Origin of the sequence: Sphingomonas tagetis (genome assembly GCF_024211275.1) — a bacterium.
GTDB lineage: Bacteria > Pseudomonadota > Alphaproteobacteria > Sphingomonadales > Sphingomonadaceae > Sphingomonas > Sphingomonas tagetis.
Genome location: NZ_JAMLDX010000007.1, coordinates 12623 through 28693, shown reverse-complemented (window position 1 = coordinate 28693; position 16071 = coordinate 12623). Strand labels below are relative to the sequence as shown.

Below are 16071 nucleotides of genomic sequence, written 5' to 3'. Positions count from 1 at the left end.
GCTTCACCGGGAGGGGGAACCGGATGCACGCTCGCCATTGGACCTTGATCCTGCCGTTCCTTGCCGCGGGTACTGCGCATGCGCATGCGCATGCGCATGCGCAGACGCAGGTCGAAGTGCGTCAGCCCAGCGAGGCGTTCACCACGAAGTTTCAGAATGGCGAGGTGCGCGCCGCGCTGCCGCTGATCGAGCCCGATGCCAAGGCGTGCATCGCCGAGGCGGGGGGCGACAAGGCGACGATCGACTCGCTCGACAAATGCGTGCTGCTGCTCGCATATTACGGCGTCGCGCTGGCCGAGAATGGCCGCTCGGTCGAGGCGGTGCCGATCGCCAAACGCGCGACCGAGGTCGCCGCGACCTTCGGGGTCGAGAGCGAGATGTCGCTGGTCGCCAACTTCATGTATGGGCTGGTGCTCGAGCGGCAGGGCCAGCACAGCACCGCGGAAGAGCCGTTCCGCATCGCGCTGGCGGGGGCGGAAAAGCTGCTGGCGGGCGACCCGTCGCTCGCCGCCTATGTCGCACGGCGCGTCAACAACCTCGTCATGCTCGCCCGCTATGCCGAGGCGTTGCCGCTGGCCGAGCGCGCGGTCGTGATCGGCGGCGACACCGCCGACGGCAACTTCTTCCGGCTGATGCAGGGCAATGCGCTGATGCGGCTCGGCCGGCTGGCGGAGGCGGAGAAGACCTTCCGAATCGGGATCGAGCGGCTGACCGTGCTGATGGGGCCGGCGACGCCGCAGACGCTGGGCCTGCGCGAGGCGCTGGCGCTGTGCGTCGAGGAGCAGAACCGGCCCGAAGAAGCGGTGACGATCTGGCGCGACACGCTGCGCATCCGCCGCGCCGCCGGCGACACGCCCGATGTCGGCGACAGCCTGACCGGCCTCGGCGTCGCGCTGATGCGGATGGGCCAGTATCGCGAGGCGGAGGGCGTGCTGCGCGAGGCGCTGACGCTGCGGCTGCGCTTCTATGGCGAGAGCAGCAACTTCACCGGCCTTGCCTACTCCAATGTCGGGCTGGCGCTGATGGAGCTCGGCAATCTCGACGAATCCGCGCTGATGTTCCAGCGCGCGTTGGCGGTGCTGAGCGCGGCGGGCGGCGCCAATCCCGAGGAACTGGCGATCCTGATGAACAACATGGCGACCGTGCTGTCGCGCGCCGGGGCCTATGAGGAAGCGGTCAGCCTGTTACGGCAGGTGCTGGTGATCACCGAGGGCCAGTTCGGCGCCGGGCATATGCGCACGGTGATGGCGCGCAACAATCTCGCCGCGTCGCTCGGGCGCTTGAAGCAGCGCAAGGAGGCGATCGCACTGCTGCAGACCAATTACGATGCGGCGAAGGTGCTGGGCGGGCAGGGCGCGCAGTTCCGGGCGCTGTCGGCGGTCAGCCTTGCCGCGTTGCTCGCCGAGGAAGGCGATCGCGCGCAGGCGCGGACCTGGTATGCGCGCGCCGAGGCCGAGGGCCGCACCTCGTTCCGCCCCGATCACCAGCAGCGCATCAATATCGGCTGGGGCTATGGCAATTTCCTGCTGGGCGATCCGGCCGGACTGCCGCTCGCGCGCACGCTGCTGCGCGAGGCCGGGCGGCAGGTGTTGTCGCGTGCCGCGGCGGGGACCGGGTTCGACGCGCAGGCGCAGACCGAACTCGGCGCGTTCACGATCGTCTTCCGCGATCAGGTGCAGGCGGCCTGGGGGTTGAGCAAGCGTTGAGCGCATATCCCCCGTCAGGGGGATGAGGCGTTGGCCGGCATCGGCTAAACCCCTGAATCGGCGACGTGTCTGATCCTGACCGTCGATTCAAGCTGAACCGAATGACAGAAATGGGGGGTCTGAAGTCAGTACCGGATTCTCCATGACCTCCCTGAAACCCGTCAATCTCTACCGCCGCACGCTCGGCTGGTTCCTCGCCGCGTCGCTGTGTCTCGGCGTCGCGCTGCCTTCGACCGCCCGCGCCGCAGCGATGCCCCAAGCGGCGGTCGCGCAGGCTGCGAAGCCTGAAACCGGAATCGAGCGCGCGATGAAGGCGGTCGTCGCGATCAGTCCGCAGGACGAGGCGGCGCGAAAGCAGAATGGCGATACCGAGAGCGCGGGCGGATCGGGCTTCGTGATCGACGCTTCCGGCCTGATCCTGACCAACGCGCATGTCGTCGCCAAGCTCGACAAGGTCGAGGTGACCTTCGCCAACGGCAAACGCTATGCCGGCACGGTGATCGGGCGCGACGGCCGTACCGACCTCGCCATCGTCAAGATCAAGCCCGACGGCCCGCTCCCGGTGCTCAAATTCGCCGCCAGCTCGAAACTGCCGCTCGGAACCAAGGTTTATGCGCTCGGCAATCCGCTCGGGAACCGGTTTTCGGTCACTTCGGGTATCGTGAGCGGATATGACCGCGCCTATGACGTTGCGTGGCCTGTCAATTTCATCCAGCATGACGCCGCATTGAATCCCGGCAACAGTGGCGGGCCGCTGATCACCGAGGAGGGGGACGTGATCGGCATCAACACGGCGACACCGCCGGAAACCATCTTCGACATCGGCATCGGCCTGGCGATCCCCGCCGAGCTGGCGGCGAAGATCGCGCCCAAGCTGGTCGCGGACGGCAAGGTGGTGCGCGGGCGGTTGGGTGTGACTGCAAGCAGCGCCGATGCCGGCATGGCCGAGGCGCTCGGCGCGCCGGGCAAGACCGGGCTGATCGTCGATGCCGTGACCGGCGGCGGTGCGGCGGAGAAGGCCGGTGTGAAGATCGGCGACCTGCTGCTGTCGGTCGAGGGCCGCAAGCTCGAAGTGGTGCGCGACCTGTCGATGGCGCTGATCGACACGCGGCCCGGCGACAAGGTCGGCGTCAAGGTGATGCGCGGCGGCAAGCCGATCGACCTCGCGGTCGCGCTGGAGCCGGACGAGGATACCGCGGGCGAGCGCGGCAAGGTGGCGGCGCTGTCGATGTCCGATGGTCTGGGCAGCGACGGCAGCTTCAAGCTGGGGTTCGAATTCAAGGCTGGCGCGAGCGCCGGCAGGATTTTGGTGGGCAAGGTAGAGGAGGCTTCGATCGGCCAGATGTACGGTCTGTATGAAGGGGATGAACTGCTCGCCATCGACGGCGTGGCGGTGACCGATCCGGCGGCGGCAATGGCTGCGATCACCGGGTCGAAGCGTAGCGTATCGGTGCTGCGCATCCAGCGCGCCGGACAGGGTACGCTCCACATCGCGCTGCCGCTGAGCGCCGAGGCCGCCAAGGCCCGCCGCCCGGGCGTGCCGCGCCGCTTTCCGCGGGGGCCGTTGTAATGAGCGCATTGAAACTGGACGCCGAGGCCGCGCAGGGCATCGCCGATACCTTCGCCGGATGCCGTGCGCTGATCCTCGAGGACGAGATCGGCGCGGAGATGAAGCAGGCGCTCGAGAATGCCGGATGCGAGACGGTCGATCTGTTCGAGACTGGCGACGCCGCGCTCGCGGCGCTGACCGCCGAAGCCTATGACGTCGTCGTGCTCGACCGCATCAATCCGGGCGTCGAGGGGCTCGAAGTGCTCGACCGCGTGCGCCGCCGCCCCAATGGCATGAAGACCGATCCCGACGTGCCCGCGCTCGTCTATTCGCTGCTCGGCGGCGAGGATCAGCGCATCCACGGCCTGATCGCGCGCGGCGCGGACGATTATGTCCCCAAGCCCGCGACGAGCGAGGAACTGGTTGCGCGCGTCGCTGCGCAGCTGCGCCGCCGCAAGCCGACGATGCGCAGCAAGGGTTGGACCTGCGCGCCGCTCGAAGTCGATGCCGATACCAAGGACGTGCGCTGCAAAGGCCGGCTGCTTCAGCTGACCAGCCGCGAGGCGGACATATTGGTCGAGCTCTACAAGGAACGCGGCAATCCCCTGTCGCAGTCGATGCTGTGGGACCGGTGCTGGATCGGCAAGGGCTGGAGCCACTTCCCCGAGGAGTTCGCCAATACGGTGGATCAGGCGATCAAGCGGCTGCGCAAGTCGCTCAAGCGGCAATGCCCGGACATTCCGGACGATTTCCATCCGCTTGTCACCAACATCTGGGCGCAGGGTTTCGCGCTGCGCAACCTCGCCGGGCTGGAGGGTGGGCGCTGACGCCCTAGAGTGATGTCCCTTGTCCCGTTCGCCCTGAGCCTGTCGAAGGGCCGTTCTTCTCCAGCGATGCGCGGGAGACACGATGCTTCGACAAGCTCAGCACGAACGGTCATTGCGTGATACCGTAAGACGATGCTCCGCTGGCTCCCCCTTCGCACGACCCTCGTGATCGGCGCGCTCGCTGCGGTGGCGCTGGCGGGGCTGACGCTCGGCCTGTTGCAGATGGTGTCGATGAACGCGCGCGAGCTGGCGCAGGTACGGTCGGAGGCGGATGCGGCGGTCTTGTCGAGCAAGATCGCCAGCCTGGCCGCCGGCATGTCCGCCGAGGAGCGCGAGGCCGAGATACTGACGCTGGTCGCTGCACGGGCGCAGGAGGCCACCGACGGTGGGCGCTGCGACAGCGGCGAACGCGCGCGGGCACTGTTTCTCTATCGCGCGAAAGACGGTGCGGTGACCGGTACGCCGCAACTCGCCTGGCCCGGTGGATCGGGCGAGGTGCGCTTCAAGGTCGCCGCCGGCACCGCCTGCCAGCGCGCCGCGGCCACCGCGATCGGCGTGATCGAGGATGCGGGCGGGGCGGGGCAGTTCTTGAGCGCGCGCATCTACTCGCCCGATCCCCGGCTGGTAATGCGCGCCTGGCTGATCGCGGGCGGCGTCGCGCTGGCGTTCGTCCTGCTCGCCGGGTTGCTCGCCTGGGCGCTGATGCGTGGGTGGCGGTCGCGGCTCGACAAGTTCAACGCGCTGCTCGACCGCGCCGACCGCAGCGGCTTTTCGGAGCGGGCCGAGGCCGATGACGGCCAGCCCGAATTCCGCTTGCTCGCGCAGCATCTCAACGCGCTGCTGGCGCGGTCGGAGGACATGATCGGCGGGCTGCGCCGGCTGCACCGCCATGTCGCGCACGATCTGCGCGGGCCAGTGATGGTCGCGCGGCGCCATCTCGAGGCGCTGGAAGGCAAGACGCCGGGCGAACCGCTGATCGCCGATACCGACGCCAAGCTGGCGACGATCGACAAGAGATGCCGCATGCTGCTCGGCATCATCGACGCCGAAGTGTCGCGCGGCGCCGGCGTCGATACGGTCGATCCGGCGGAACGCGTGCGGCGGCTGATCGACGATATGTTCGTCTATCTCGGCGACGACAAGGATCTGGAATTCCACCTCGACGCGCAGCCGGCGCGGGTGCGCGTCGCAGGTGACCTGTTCGACCGTATGGTCGAGAATATCCTGGGCAATGCCGTCAAGTTCGCCACGCCCGAAACCACCATCCGCTGCACCGTCGCCAGCGACGGCGCCACGGTGCGCATCGCGGTCGAGAATGACGGACCGGGAATCGACCCGAGCCGAATCGAGCGGATCTTCGAGCCGGGCTATTCGACCGGCGGGACCGACAGCCACGGGCTCGGCCTCGCGTTCGTCAAGACGGTGGCGTTGCGCGCGGGCGGTGATGTTCGCGCTTTCAACGTCGCAAACGGATTTCGGATTGAGATTTCGCTGCCGTGCGTCAAGGAAGGCGCCGGGGAATGAGGGGACATATTCAGCATGAAGCGTAAACTGCACTCGATGTTGGCGAGTGTCGCGGCGGCGGCGATGGTGGCATCGACGATTGCGCCGATCACGGCGGCCGCGCAGACCGTGCCATATGATGCCGAGCGCGGCGTCTATTCCTACGCCAAGGACCTGCGCGCGGTCGCGCCGACCGTGGTCAAGGTCATCGTGCTCGGCCAGAAGCAGCAGGAGCAGGCCCAGCAGCAGGCGCCGCAGCAACAGCAGCCGCCCGAGGACGATCCCTTTCGTGGCCAGTCTGCCGTCCCTGGCGTACAGCCCCGCCAGCCCGGCCAGCCCGCCCCGACGCCGATCGGCTCGGGCTCGGGCGTCATCATCGACGCCGCCAAGGGCGAGATCCTCACCAACAACCATGTCGTCGAAAAGGGGCAGGCGTTTCAGGTCCAGCTCTATGACGGCCGCGTGGTCGATGCGACGCTGATCGGTCGCGATCCGCAGACCGACATCGCGCTCATCAAGATCAGCGCCACCGGCCTGCAGGCGATGGCGATCGGCGACAGCGCCAAGATCCAGGTCGGGGATCTCGCCTTCGCGATCGGCTATCCGTTCGGCTTCGACCAGACGCTGACGATGGGGGTGATCTCGGGCTTGGGCCGCACCGGCATCGGCGACGGGTTTCAGGACTTCATCCAGACCGACGCGGCGGTAAACAGCGGCAATTCGGGCGGCGCGCTGATCGACAGCCGCGGCCGGCTGATCGGTATCAACACCGCGATCTGGTCGAAATCGGGTGACAATGCCGGCATCGCCTTCGCGATCCCAGTCAACATGGCGATCGCGATCGCCGACCAGCTGCGCCGCACCGGCTCGGTCAAGCGCGGCCGCATCGGCGTGACCGTCGGCCCGGTCAGTCGCGAGGCGGCGGGCAGCGGCTCGACGCGCGGCGCGCTGGTCGCCGAAGTGCAGCCGGACAGCCCCGCCGCCAAGGCCGGACTCAGGGCGGGCGACATCATCACCGAGATCGACGGCCGCCAGATCGAGGGGCCGGGCAATCTGACCGCGATCTTCGGCACGCTGGAGCCGGGCCGGTCGGTCGCGCTCGGCTACCGCCGCGCCGGTCAGACTGCGCGCACCACGGTCACCGTTGAGGCGCCGCGCCCGGTCGTCGTGTCACGGCCGCCGGCCGGCGGCGGCGCCGGCCTCGCCGCGCTGGGCGCGACGTTCCGCGACGTCACCCCCGCCGACAAATATCCGGCGCAGTTCCGCGGCGCGGTGGTCGTCAGCATCCAGCCCAATTCGGCGGCGGCGCGTTCGGGCCTGGCGGTCGGCGACGTGATCGTCGGCGTGAACGGCGAGCAGGTGCAGAGCGCGGCGCAGCTCGCGCGTGCCTTCCAGAATATCGCCGGCGGCGCGGTCCTGTTCGTCGCGCGCGGCAACAGCCTGACACAGCTTCGCCTCGAGCGCTGAACCATTTTGCCGCGCATCCCCCATGCGGGGGATGCGCGGTCCCGAGGCGCGTGCGAAGGACAGTTGCGCAGCGTTCCCGTGGGGGGAAATGCGCCGTATCGGGGCCGGCAGCCGCAGTTGCCGGCCCTACTCGTTTTGGTTGAACTTGCGCGCCCCAAGTGATTGCAAAGTCGCGCGATATTTCGCCGCAATGCAGCAACAGAAATGCGACGAATCGGCTGGAAAAGGCGACTGAAACTGTTAGTGTCGCCGCGGCGGGGGCCACCTTACAGAAGAACCTGCCTGATCGAGGGATCAGTTATGCACGGCCTGCTTGGGAGCAGGGCCTGAGTTGAGGAGACGTGGTAATGGTTAAGCTGAACAAGAAGATGGCGATGGCGCTCGTTGCGGCGAGCATGATCGCCGCGCCGTCGATCGCGCAGGACAAGAAGGGCACCAACCTGGGCGACAAGGACGTGCCCGCGACGGAAAGCTCGAAGGCGGTCGACACGCTGGCGCTGGGCTATCGCCTCGCCGACTATGCGCGCACCAACAAGGACGCGCGCGCGATGATCGTCGCGGCCAAGATGGTCGATTCGATCACCGTCAAGGAAGGCACCGACAAGGGCAAGATCGAAGGCACCGGCAAGGGCACCGGCTCGGCCAAGGGCGCAACCGCGGCCGACCTGTTCGCTGAAGCCAAGTCGCTCGCCAATGGTGACGCCGACATCCTGGCGGCGGTCGAGGCGGCGCAAGCCGAGACCTCGAAGGGCGTCGTCGGCGGCGCGATCCGCACCGTGCAGTACGTCCCGGGCCAGACCACCTGGACCGTGCGCTTCGCCGCGCGTGGCGGTGAGCCGCTCGTCGTCGGCGCGCGCCGCGACTCGGCGACCCCGGTCGATCTCAAGATCTATGACGAGAACGGCAACCTGGTCTGCCAGGACATGTCGCACAACGTCACGCTCTATTGCCGCGTGAACCCGATCTGGACCGGCCCGTTCTCGGTCCAGGCGATCAACCACGGCGACAGCGGCACCGGCATCGCGCTGGTGACCAACTAAGTCCCAAGCATCGTCCGCCCCGGGTGCGCAGGCATCCGGGGCGGCGGTTCTTCTGGCATGGCGCCTCGTTTTTTGGGCGCGCCGAATGGGGATCTGCCAATGAAACCCCGAATTTTCTCGAAGCTGACTCTGCCGCTGATCGCTGCGGTACTGACGGTGGCTTCCGCGAGTGCCCAGGACAAGAAGGGCACCAATCTTTCCGACAGCGCCGCCATTTCGGCAGCTCCGACGCCCGCCGAACAGCTCGTGCTGGGCTATCGTCTTGCGGATTATGCCCGCACGCTCAGGGATGCTCGCGCGATGATCGTCGCCGCCAGGATGGTCGATTCGATCACGGTCAAGGAAGGCACGGATCGGGGCAAGCTCGAGGGCGCCGGCAAGGGCGGCGGCGAAGCCAGACCGATATCTGCCGCCGGCCTGTTCGCCGAAGCGAAGCAGTTCGCGAATGGCGATACAGACATTCTTGCCGAGATCGAAAAAGCGCAGGCCGAGTCGTCGCGCTCGGCGATGCGCGGTGCGATCCGCACGGTTCAATTTGTCCCGGCGCAGACGACTTGGACCGTCAATCTCGCGTGGCGCGGCGGCGAACCAATGGTTATCGGCATGCGCCGCGACACGGCGACGCCGGTGGATCTCAAGATTTATGACGAGAACGGCAATTTGGTGTGTCAGGACATGTCGCACAACGTGACGCTGTATTGCCGGGTCAATCCCATCTGGAGCGGCGCTTTCTCGATCCAGGGAATCAATCATGGTGACGTGGGCACCGGCATAGCGATGGTCACCAATTGAGCGCGCGCCGGGCACGGGGAGGACGAAAATGAACCTGACTGTGAAACGCCTGCTGGCACTGCCGCTTTTTGCGGCGATGCTGACCGCGCAGACCACGCCGCCAAAGCCCGCACCCGCGCCCGCCGCCGACATCCAGATCGAGCCCGTGCCCTCGCCCGAGGTGCTGCGCTCCGAAGCCTTTGTCGCCGCGCAATATGCGCTGATTTCCGGCGCCGCCGCGGCGGTGGACCGCGTGACCGCGCGCTTCGCCTCGGGCGGCGGACCGCTTGCGGTGCTCGAGCAGGAGCGCGACAAGAAGCTCGCCGAACTCGAAGCCGTCGACCGCCAGTTTAGCGCGCTGATCGAACGCGGCAGCTCGGTGCCGGAAGAGGAACGCCGCGCGCTGACCCAGCGCCGCGCCGCGATCCGCGACGAGGTGACCGCGATCGAGACCAAGATCGGCAAGGACTTCCCGCAATATTTCGACCTGACGCGCCCCAAGGCGCTCGACATCGCGCAGGTGCAAAAGCTGCTCAATCCCGACGAGGCGATGGTGATGATCCTCGTCTCGGATGACGCCAGCTACACCTGGGCGATCACGCGCGAAAAGGCGACCTGGTCGCGCTCCGAGGCGATGAAGGAAAGCGCGCTGGCCGAGAAGGTCGCGGCGCTGCGCGCGAGCATGGAAGTCGACGGCGCGCGCGGTTCCGCCCGCCAACCGCCGCCCGCGGCGGCGGCCGCAGCCGCCGCGCCGGCGGGCAAGGTGTTCGACCGCAAGCTCGCGCATGAAATCTACAAGGAGCTGATCGCGCCGGTCGAGCCGGTGCTTCAGGGCAAGCAGGTGGTGCTGACCAACGTCACCGGCGCGCTGACCTCGCTGCCGCTGGCGCTGCTCGTCACCGCGCCGCCGCAGGGTTCGGACAATGATCCGAGCGCGGTCGCCACCAGCCCTTGGCTGATCGACAAATATGCGCTCGCCGAGCTGCCGTCGGTCTCGTCGCTGCGCGCGCTGCGCTGCCTGCTGATCGCCAATCCGGCGGAGGCGCACCCGGGTTGCGACGTCAAGGCCGCGGCGACCAGCTATGCGCAGGCGCGCACCGGCAGCTACGCGCTCGCCGCTTACGGCGCGCCGACCTTGCTCGGCCAGTACACCGCCGCCACCGGCCGTTCGGTGACGCCTGACCTTGCCGGCCAGATGTACAAGGGCAAGCTCGCCGATACCGAGAAATTGCGCGCACTCGCCTATCTGCCGCAGGCCAAGGCCGAGCTCGAGAGCCTCGGCAAGACCTTTGGCGGTAAGGCCGAGGTGGTGCTGGGCGACGCCGCGACCGAGACTGCGGTCAAGGCCAGCAAGTCGATCCCTGGCGCGCGTTTCGTGGTGTTCTCGACCCATGGCCTGCTCGCGACCGAGGTCGGCGACAATGCCGAACCGGGCCTCGTCTTCACCCCGCCCAAGACCGCGACCGCGCAGGACGACGGCCTGCTCACCGCGTCCGAGGTGGCGGAGCTCAAGATGACCGCCGACCTCGTCGCGCTGTCGGCGTGCAACACCGCGGCGTCGAGCGGCAAGTCCGGTGCAGAGGGCCTGTCGGGCCTCGCTCGCGCCTTCTTCTTCGCCGGCGCGCGTTCGTTGCTGGTGAGCCACTGGGCGGTCAGCGACGCGGCCACCTCGCTGCTGATGCAGCAGACCTTCGACAACATCCAGAATGGCGACATCGCCGGCCGCGCGCGTGCGCTGCAATCCGCGATGAAGACGGTGCGCAACGAGGGCACCGGCCAGTTCGTCAGCCCCAAATATTGGGCGGCGTTCACGCTGGTCGGCGAACCGGGCAAGTGAGGTGGCGGCGCGGCGCTGCATCGCGGCCGCGCTGATCGCCGCCGCGATGCTGGCCGCCGCACCCTCACCCCTCGGCGCCGCACAGATCGCCGTGCCCGCCGACGATGCCGTGCAGGCCGAGGCGGCGGCGCGGCTGGCGCTCGCAGCGGCAAAGCCCGGCACGCAGGACCATGCGGCGGCGCAACTCGTGCTGGGGTCGATCCTGCAGGCACGTGGGCGTCATGCCGAGGCCGAACCGCTGCTGCGCGCCGCGCTTGCCACCGCGTTGCGAATCGAGGGACCCGAGGGACCGGGCGTTGCAATCATTTCAGCGCGCCTTGCGGTCACGCTCGCCGCCTATCAACGGGTCGATGAAGCCGAGCGCATGCTTGCCCGCGCGGTGGCGATCCTGTCCGCCGTGTCCGACGCGCCGCCCGAAATGCTGGCGGGGGTACTCGTCGAATATGGGCTTGTGCTTACCATGCTCGACCGCGGTGCCGAGGCCGAACCGGTACTGCGCCGCGCGCTTGCGCTGTCGGACGGTGGCGCGGCAGAGGGAAGCCCGATGCTCGCCGTTGCGGTGATGAGTCTGGGCATGGGGATGATGGGACGCGGCCGTCCTGCCGAAGCCGAAGCCATGCTCCGCCGCGCGGTCGCGCTGACCGAGCGGCATTTCGGCCCGAGCCATTTCGAGACGCGCAAGGCGCTGCTCGCGCTCGGCATGACATTGCGCGAGCTGGGGCGCCTCGCGGAGGCGGAGCAGGTGTTGCGCCGCGCGGTCTATGCCCATGCCCAGACCGGTATTTGGGACAATGTCGAGGCGATCACCACCGCGATGGCGGTGGGCGACGTGGTCGAGCGGCGCGATCCGGCGGCGGCGAGGATCTTTTATGCGCGTGCGGCGCTCGGAGTGCGGCGGCGGCTGGAAACCTATCGCGATTATGGCGCGGCGGCGCAGGCTGAGCTCGCGATGTTCGCGCCCGTGTTCCACAGCCAGGTGCGGACCGCCTGGGCGGCGCAGCGATGACCGGGCCGTCAGATTCTGTCGCTCGCGCATGGCGGCGGCGTGGAGCAGATTGCGCCGCGACGTCCAGACCTGCAGGATTGCCTTTAACCCGATGAGATCGCTGACCGCCCTTGTTCTTGCCCTCGCTGCGCTGCCGGTGGCCGCGGCGCCGGTGCTACCGGAAGCGGTGTCCGCCGACACCGCTGCATCGGATGCCACGATCGAGCGCGCCGAACTGGTGCGCGACGTGATCGCCCGCGCGCGCGCCGACAAGGACGTGTCGATGATGCTGGTCGCCGCCAACATGCTGCGTCAGGGCGATTTCGTGCTGGTGCCCGCCGAGAATGCGCCGCTCGTGATCGGCCGCGCGCGCGCTGGCGAGGAGCTACCGGTCACCGAGCCCGCCGCGCTGCTGCGCGAAGCCCAAGGCTGGGCGGCGGGCGACCCGGACAAGCTCGCTGCCGTCGAGGCGGCGCAGGCCGAGGCGAGCAAGGGCATCATCCCCGCCGCGATCGTCTATACGCACGATCTGCCCGCCGACCGAACGCTGACGATGCGTGCGCGCGCCGAGGGTGGCCGACTGGCGCTGGTGCGGGTGCGCGGCGATGGCGATTCGGCGCTCGAACTTTCGGTGACAGACGCGCAGGGGCGGATCGCTTGCAGCGACCGGCCGCCGTCGGGCACCCCGGCGGTCGCGCGGCGCGACCTGTCGTGCCGCTGGACGCCGAACCGAACCGAAGAGTATCGTATCACCTTGAAAAACAAGGGCCGCGTGTGGACTCGCGCGATCCTGGTGTCGAATTGAGCGGGAGGAAATAGGGTGTTCAAGCGGCTTGCACTGGCGTGTCTGGCGATCGCTCTGACTGGCGCGGCGATGCCGCCCGAACCCGCGCCGGTTCAGGCCAAGGCCGAGGCGAAGGGCCGCATCCGCGCGGTCATCATCGGCGTCGTCAACTACAAGGACGGCATCGCGACGCCGATGATCGGCGCGTTCAACGACTCCGTCCTGATCGCCGAGACGCTGATGCGCGAGGGCGCGAAGGCCGAGGATGTGACGCTGCTGCTCGACCCGCCCACGCCCGAGTTGATGGCCGCGCGTGGCAACCCGCGCATGCGCCAGACCAAGGTCGTGCCCGACGGCGTGGGCACCCGCGCCAACATCCTCGCCGCGTTGAAGCGCATCGTCGATACCACGCGGCCCGGCGACGAAGTGCTGTTGAGCTTCTCGGGCCACGGCATGCAGCAGAATGAGGCGGTGGCCGGCTCCGAGCCCGACGGCCTCGACGAAGTGTTCCTGCCCTATGACACGGGCGCGGCGAACGGCAGCGAGAAGATCCAGAATGCGGTGACCGACGACGAGATCGGCGCGGTGATCGACGCGATTCGCGCCAAGGGCGGCAACGTCACCTATCTCGCCGATTTCTGCCACTCGGGCGATTCCAACCGCGACGCCGGCGGCAAGGACAATGGCGCGCCGACCGCACAGAAGCTCGGCATGCCGCCGCTCAAGCGCAAGTTCGCTACGGTCAGCGACGGCAATTTCGTGCGCGACCTCGCGGTCGAGACTGCCAAGGGCAAGGCGGGGTGGGGCGCCTATGTCGGGCTGCTCGCGGTGCCGTCGAAGGAACAGGCCAAGCAGTATCAGGCGCCGCGCTATGCCGATCCGCTCGAACAGGCGGCGCATGGCCTGTTGACGGTCTATACCATGGCCAACTGGAACAACCCGCGCGTCTATTCCTATCGCGACCTCGCCAACCGCATCACCGCGGGCATCGACGGCCACAAGGCGCCGCGCCCCGAGTTCGACGGCGATCTCGACCGTCCCGTGATGGGCGGCTTGATGAAGACCGCCGCGGCATCGTCGAGCGGTGGCAGCTGGGCGGTTTACAAGGCCGCGCGCGTGTTCGGCGAAGGCGTCAAGACCACCGATCCGGTAAAGCTCGACAGACTCGAAATGGGCGCCGGCCAGCTGCAGGGCGTGGTCGAGGGCACCGTCGTCGGCCTGGCGCTGTCATCCCCTGCCGGCGACAAGACGATCCTCTACGGCCGTGTCGACAAGGCCGACGCCTACAAGGCCGTCCTCGTGCCCACCGCCTATGGCGACATCCCGGCCGAAGCGTGGAACGACGTGCGCGACATCGACGGCAAGCCGCTGTCGCGCGAGGTGCGGCTGGTCGCGACGATCGAACAGCAGCCGGTGCAGCTCGACTACCGCATCGCACTTCCCGCGGCGCCCGCCAGCCCGACCCCGGCGCAGGCCGCCGCGCTCGCTGCGCTTCAGGCGATCAAGCCCGCCGATATCGGCGCGACCTTCGTTCAGCCGGGGCAAGCGGCAGACCTGATCCTCGCTTTCGACAAGGACAAGCTCACGTTGCGCCAGCCCCCCGCGCAGGTCACCGCTGCTTTCGGCGACATCGATCTCGCGCCGATCATGGCGGCAGGCGGCGACACCGCGATCCGCACGCGCTTCATGGTTGGTGGCGCGTTGGTCAAGGCGACGCGCTTCAGCCGGCTCCAGCGCGTGCTGGCCAGCCCGGCGATGGAGACCGGCGGCCCCGGCAACGATCCCGGCAAGGACGTGAAGGTCGAATTCTATGTCGCGCGGCCCAAGTCGCTCGCCGCGGGCGCGGCTTGCCCCGACACCAGCGCCGCCTTCTACGCGGTCGATCCGGGGGCCAAGCGCGTCGGCGGCGATGGCAGCGAGGCGGGGAGCTTCAGCTTCCAGCGCTGCGACTGGCTGTTCATCCAGGTGACGAACACCGGCAAGGACGATGTCTATGTCAACCCGCTGATCTTCTCGCCCGACGGCGGCATCCTGCTGTTCGACGGGCAGGACCGGCGCGCGGGGATCAAGGCCGACAATCCCACGCGGCTGCGCGCCGGCGAGAGCGGCGTGCTGCAATATAATCTCAGCGATGCGCAGGACGGGGCGCAGCTACGCGACGACTTCGTGCTGCTGGTCAGCGACGTCAGCGACGGCGTGCCGTTGAGCTATGCGCGGCTGGTGCAATGCCCGGTCGTGCCGGGACCGGAGGACGGCCCCGCCTGCGCCACACCCGGCGCCGGGCCGACACTGGCGGGCACGCGGATGCGCAACAACGGCGCGGCGGGCACGGCGGTCGAGGATCTGATCGACGCGGCTTTGGTCGGTTCGACCACACGCAGCGGCCCGGTCAAGAAGCCAACCAGCGTCAGCGCGCTTCGCTTCAGCTGGCAGACCGGCCAGCGGTGATGCGCCAGCGGGCGAGGCGTTCGACCGCCTCGTCCAGCATCGCCACCGGCTTGCAATGGCACAGCCGCACGATCCCGTCGGGGCAGGCGCCGCCCTCCCACAGTGCCGAGAGCGGGATCGACGCGACGCCCGCCTCGCGCACCGCGCGCTCGCTGAATTCGCGGTCGGTCAGCTCGAAACCCGATACCGTCAGCTCGATACACGCGAACCATGTCGCCGCGTTTTCGAGCACCGCGAAGCCCTCGCCGCGCAGCCGCTCGATCAGCCGCGCACGCGACGCCGACCAATCGGCATGCTGCGCCGCGATGATGGCGGGATGATTCAGCGCTTCGGCCACCGCATATTGCAGCATCGGCGGGGTGGTGAACGTCAAAAACTGGTGCGCCCGTGCCAGCACCGCCGCCAGCTCGGGCGCGGCGCACATCCAGCCGACCTTCCATCCGGTGACGCCGAAAATCTTGCCGGCCGAGCCGATCTTGACCGCACGGTCCGCCATGCCGGGCAGGTCGAGCAGCGAGCGGTGGCGCACGCCATCGAAGCGCACCGCTTCCCACACCTCGTCGCAGAACGCGATCAGGTCATGCTCGATGCACAGCCCGGCAAGCATCGACAGATCGGCTGCGCTCGCGACGCTGCCGGTCGGGTTGAGCGGATCGTTGACGATCATCGCGCGCGTATGCGGCGTGATGACGGCGGCGATCTCGTCACGGACATAGCGCCAATAAGGCGGCCGCAGCGGCACGAACACCGGCACCCCGCCAGCGCGCCGCACCAGCGGGGCATAGGCGTCATAGGCCGGCGCGAACAGCAGCACCTCGTCGCCCGGATTGACGATTCCGAACACCGCCGCCGCGATCGCCTCGGTCGCCCCTGACGTCACGATCACCTGCTCGCGTGTCAGCGCCAGCCCCTGCGTCCGCGCGTAGAAGCTCGCCACGGCATCGCGCAGCTCGGGCACGCCGGCCATCGGCGGATATTGGTTCGAGCGCTCGCGCGTGGCGCGCGCCACGGCCTCGGCGAGCGCTTGCGGTGGCGCGCCATCAGGAAAGCCCTGACCGAGATTGATCGCGCCGGTCTCGCGCGCGAGGCCGGACATATGTTCGAAAATCGTGACCGGCATGCCGGCATAGACGGGGTTCAACTGGCGCATCGTC

12 protein-coding genes are annotated in these 16071 nt (G+C 68.4%); 11 read left to right on the top strand and 1 reads right to left on the bottom strand.

The window, feature by feature from the left end; translation table 11 throughout:
* The first annotated feature begins 23 nt into the window (after positions 1-23).
* The 11 genes from M9978_RS10565 (at position 24) to M9978_RS10515 (ending at position 14917) form a co-directional block, all read left to right on the top strand.
* Positions 24-1706 carry a tetratricopeptide repeat protein gene (locus M9978_RS10565; protein WP_254293007.1) on the top strand — a complete coding sequence of 561 codons (1683 nt, stop codon included), beginning with the start codon at positions 24-26 and terminating at the stop codon, positions 1704-1706.
* A 142-nt stretch (positions 1707-1848) separates the two neighbouring features.
* A complete protein-coding gene (locus M9978_RS10560; protein WP_254293006.1) occupies positions 1849-3276 on the top strand; it encodes a S1C family serine protease in 1428 nt (475 codons plus the stop codon).
* The gene (locus tag M9978_RS10555; protein ID WP_254293005.1) at positions 3276-4082 is read left to right on the top strand and encodes a response regulator transcription factor; all 807 of its coding nucleotides are present in this window, start codon (positions 3276-3278) and stop codon (positions 4080-4082) included. Before M9978_RS10560 ends, M9978_RS10555 begins: the two co-directional genes overlap by 1 nt.
* Positions 4083-4214: 132 nt before the next feature.
* Complete coding sequence (locus M9978_RS10550) at positions 4215-5606, top strand: sensor histidine kinase (protein ID WP_254293004.1); 1392 nt, start codon at positions 4215-4217, stop codon at positions 5604-5606.
* Between the two features lie 15 nt (positions 5607-5621).
* Positions 5622-7052 (top strand): trypsin-like peptidase domain-containing protein, encoded by a 1431-nt coding sequence (locus M9978_RS10545; protein ID WP_254293003.1) that lies wholly within the window; start codon positions 5622-5624, stop codon positions 7050-7052.
* Between the two features lie 347 nt (positions 7053-7399).
* Positions 7400-8092 carry a hypothetical protein gene (locus tag M9978_RS10540; RefSeq protein ID WP_254293002.1) on the top strand — a complete coding sequence of 231 codons (693 nt, stop codon included), beginning with the start codon at positions 7400-7402 and terminating at the stop codon, positions 8090-8092.
* 57 nt (positions 8093-8149) lie between these two features.
* Positions 8150-8884, top strand: a complete 735-nt coding sequence (locus M9978_RS10535; protein WP_254293001.1) for a hypothetical protein — start codon at positions 8150-8152, stop codon at positions 8882-8884.
* A 28-nt stretch (positions 8885-8912) separates the two neighbouring features.
* Positions 8913-10700, top strand: a complete 1788-nt coding sequence (locus M9978_RS10530) for a CHAT domain-containing protein (RefSeq protein WP_254293000.1) — start codon at positions 8913-8915, stop codon at positions 10698-10700.
* Position 10701: 1 nt separating this feature from the next.
* Positions 10702-11706 carry a tetratricopeptide repeat protein gene (locus M9978_RS10525; RefSeq protein WP_254292999.1) on the top strand — a complete coding sequence of 335 codons (1005 nt, stop codon included), beginning with the start codon at positions 10702-10704 and terminating at the stop codon, positions 11704-11706.
* A 91-nt stretch (positions 11707-11797) separates the two neighbouring features.
* Positions 11798-12490, top strand: a complete 693-nt coding sequence (locus tag M9978_RS10520) for a hypothetical protein (protein ID WP_254292998.1) — start codon at positions 11798-11800, stop codon at positions 12488-12490.
* A gap of 15 nt (positions 12491-12505) precedes the next feature.
* Positions 12506-14917: a caspase family protein gene (locus tag M9978_RS10515; RefSeq protein WP_254292997.1), complete on the top strand. Its 2412-nt coding sequence runs from the start codon at positions 12506-12508 to the stop codon at positions 14915-14917.
* On the opposite strand, the gene M9978_RS10510 is transcribed toward M9978_RS10515, so the two are convergent.
* Positions 14892-16067: an aminotransferase gene (locus M9978_RS10510; protein WP_254293233.1), complete on the bottom strand. Its 1176-nt coding sequence runs from the start codon at positions 16065-16067 to the stop codon at positions 14892-14894. The genes M9978_RS10515 and M9978_RS10510 overlap by 26 nt on opposite strands.
* Between the last annotated feature and the right edge of the window lie 4 nt (positions 16068-16071).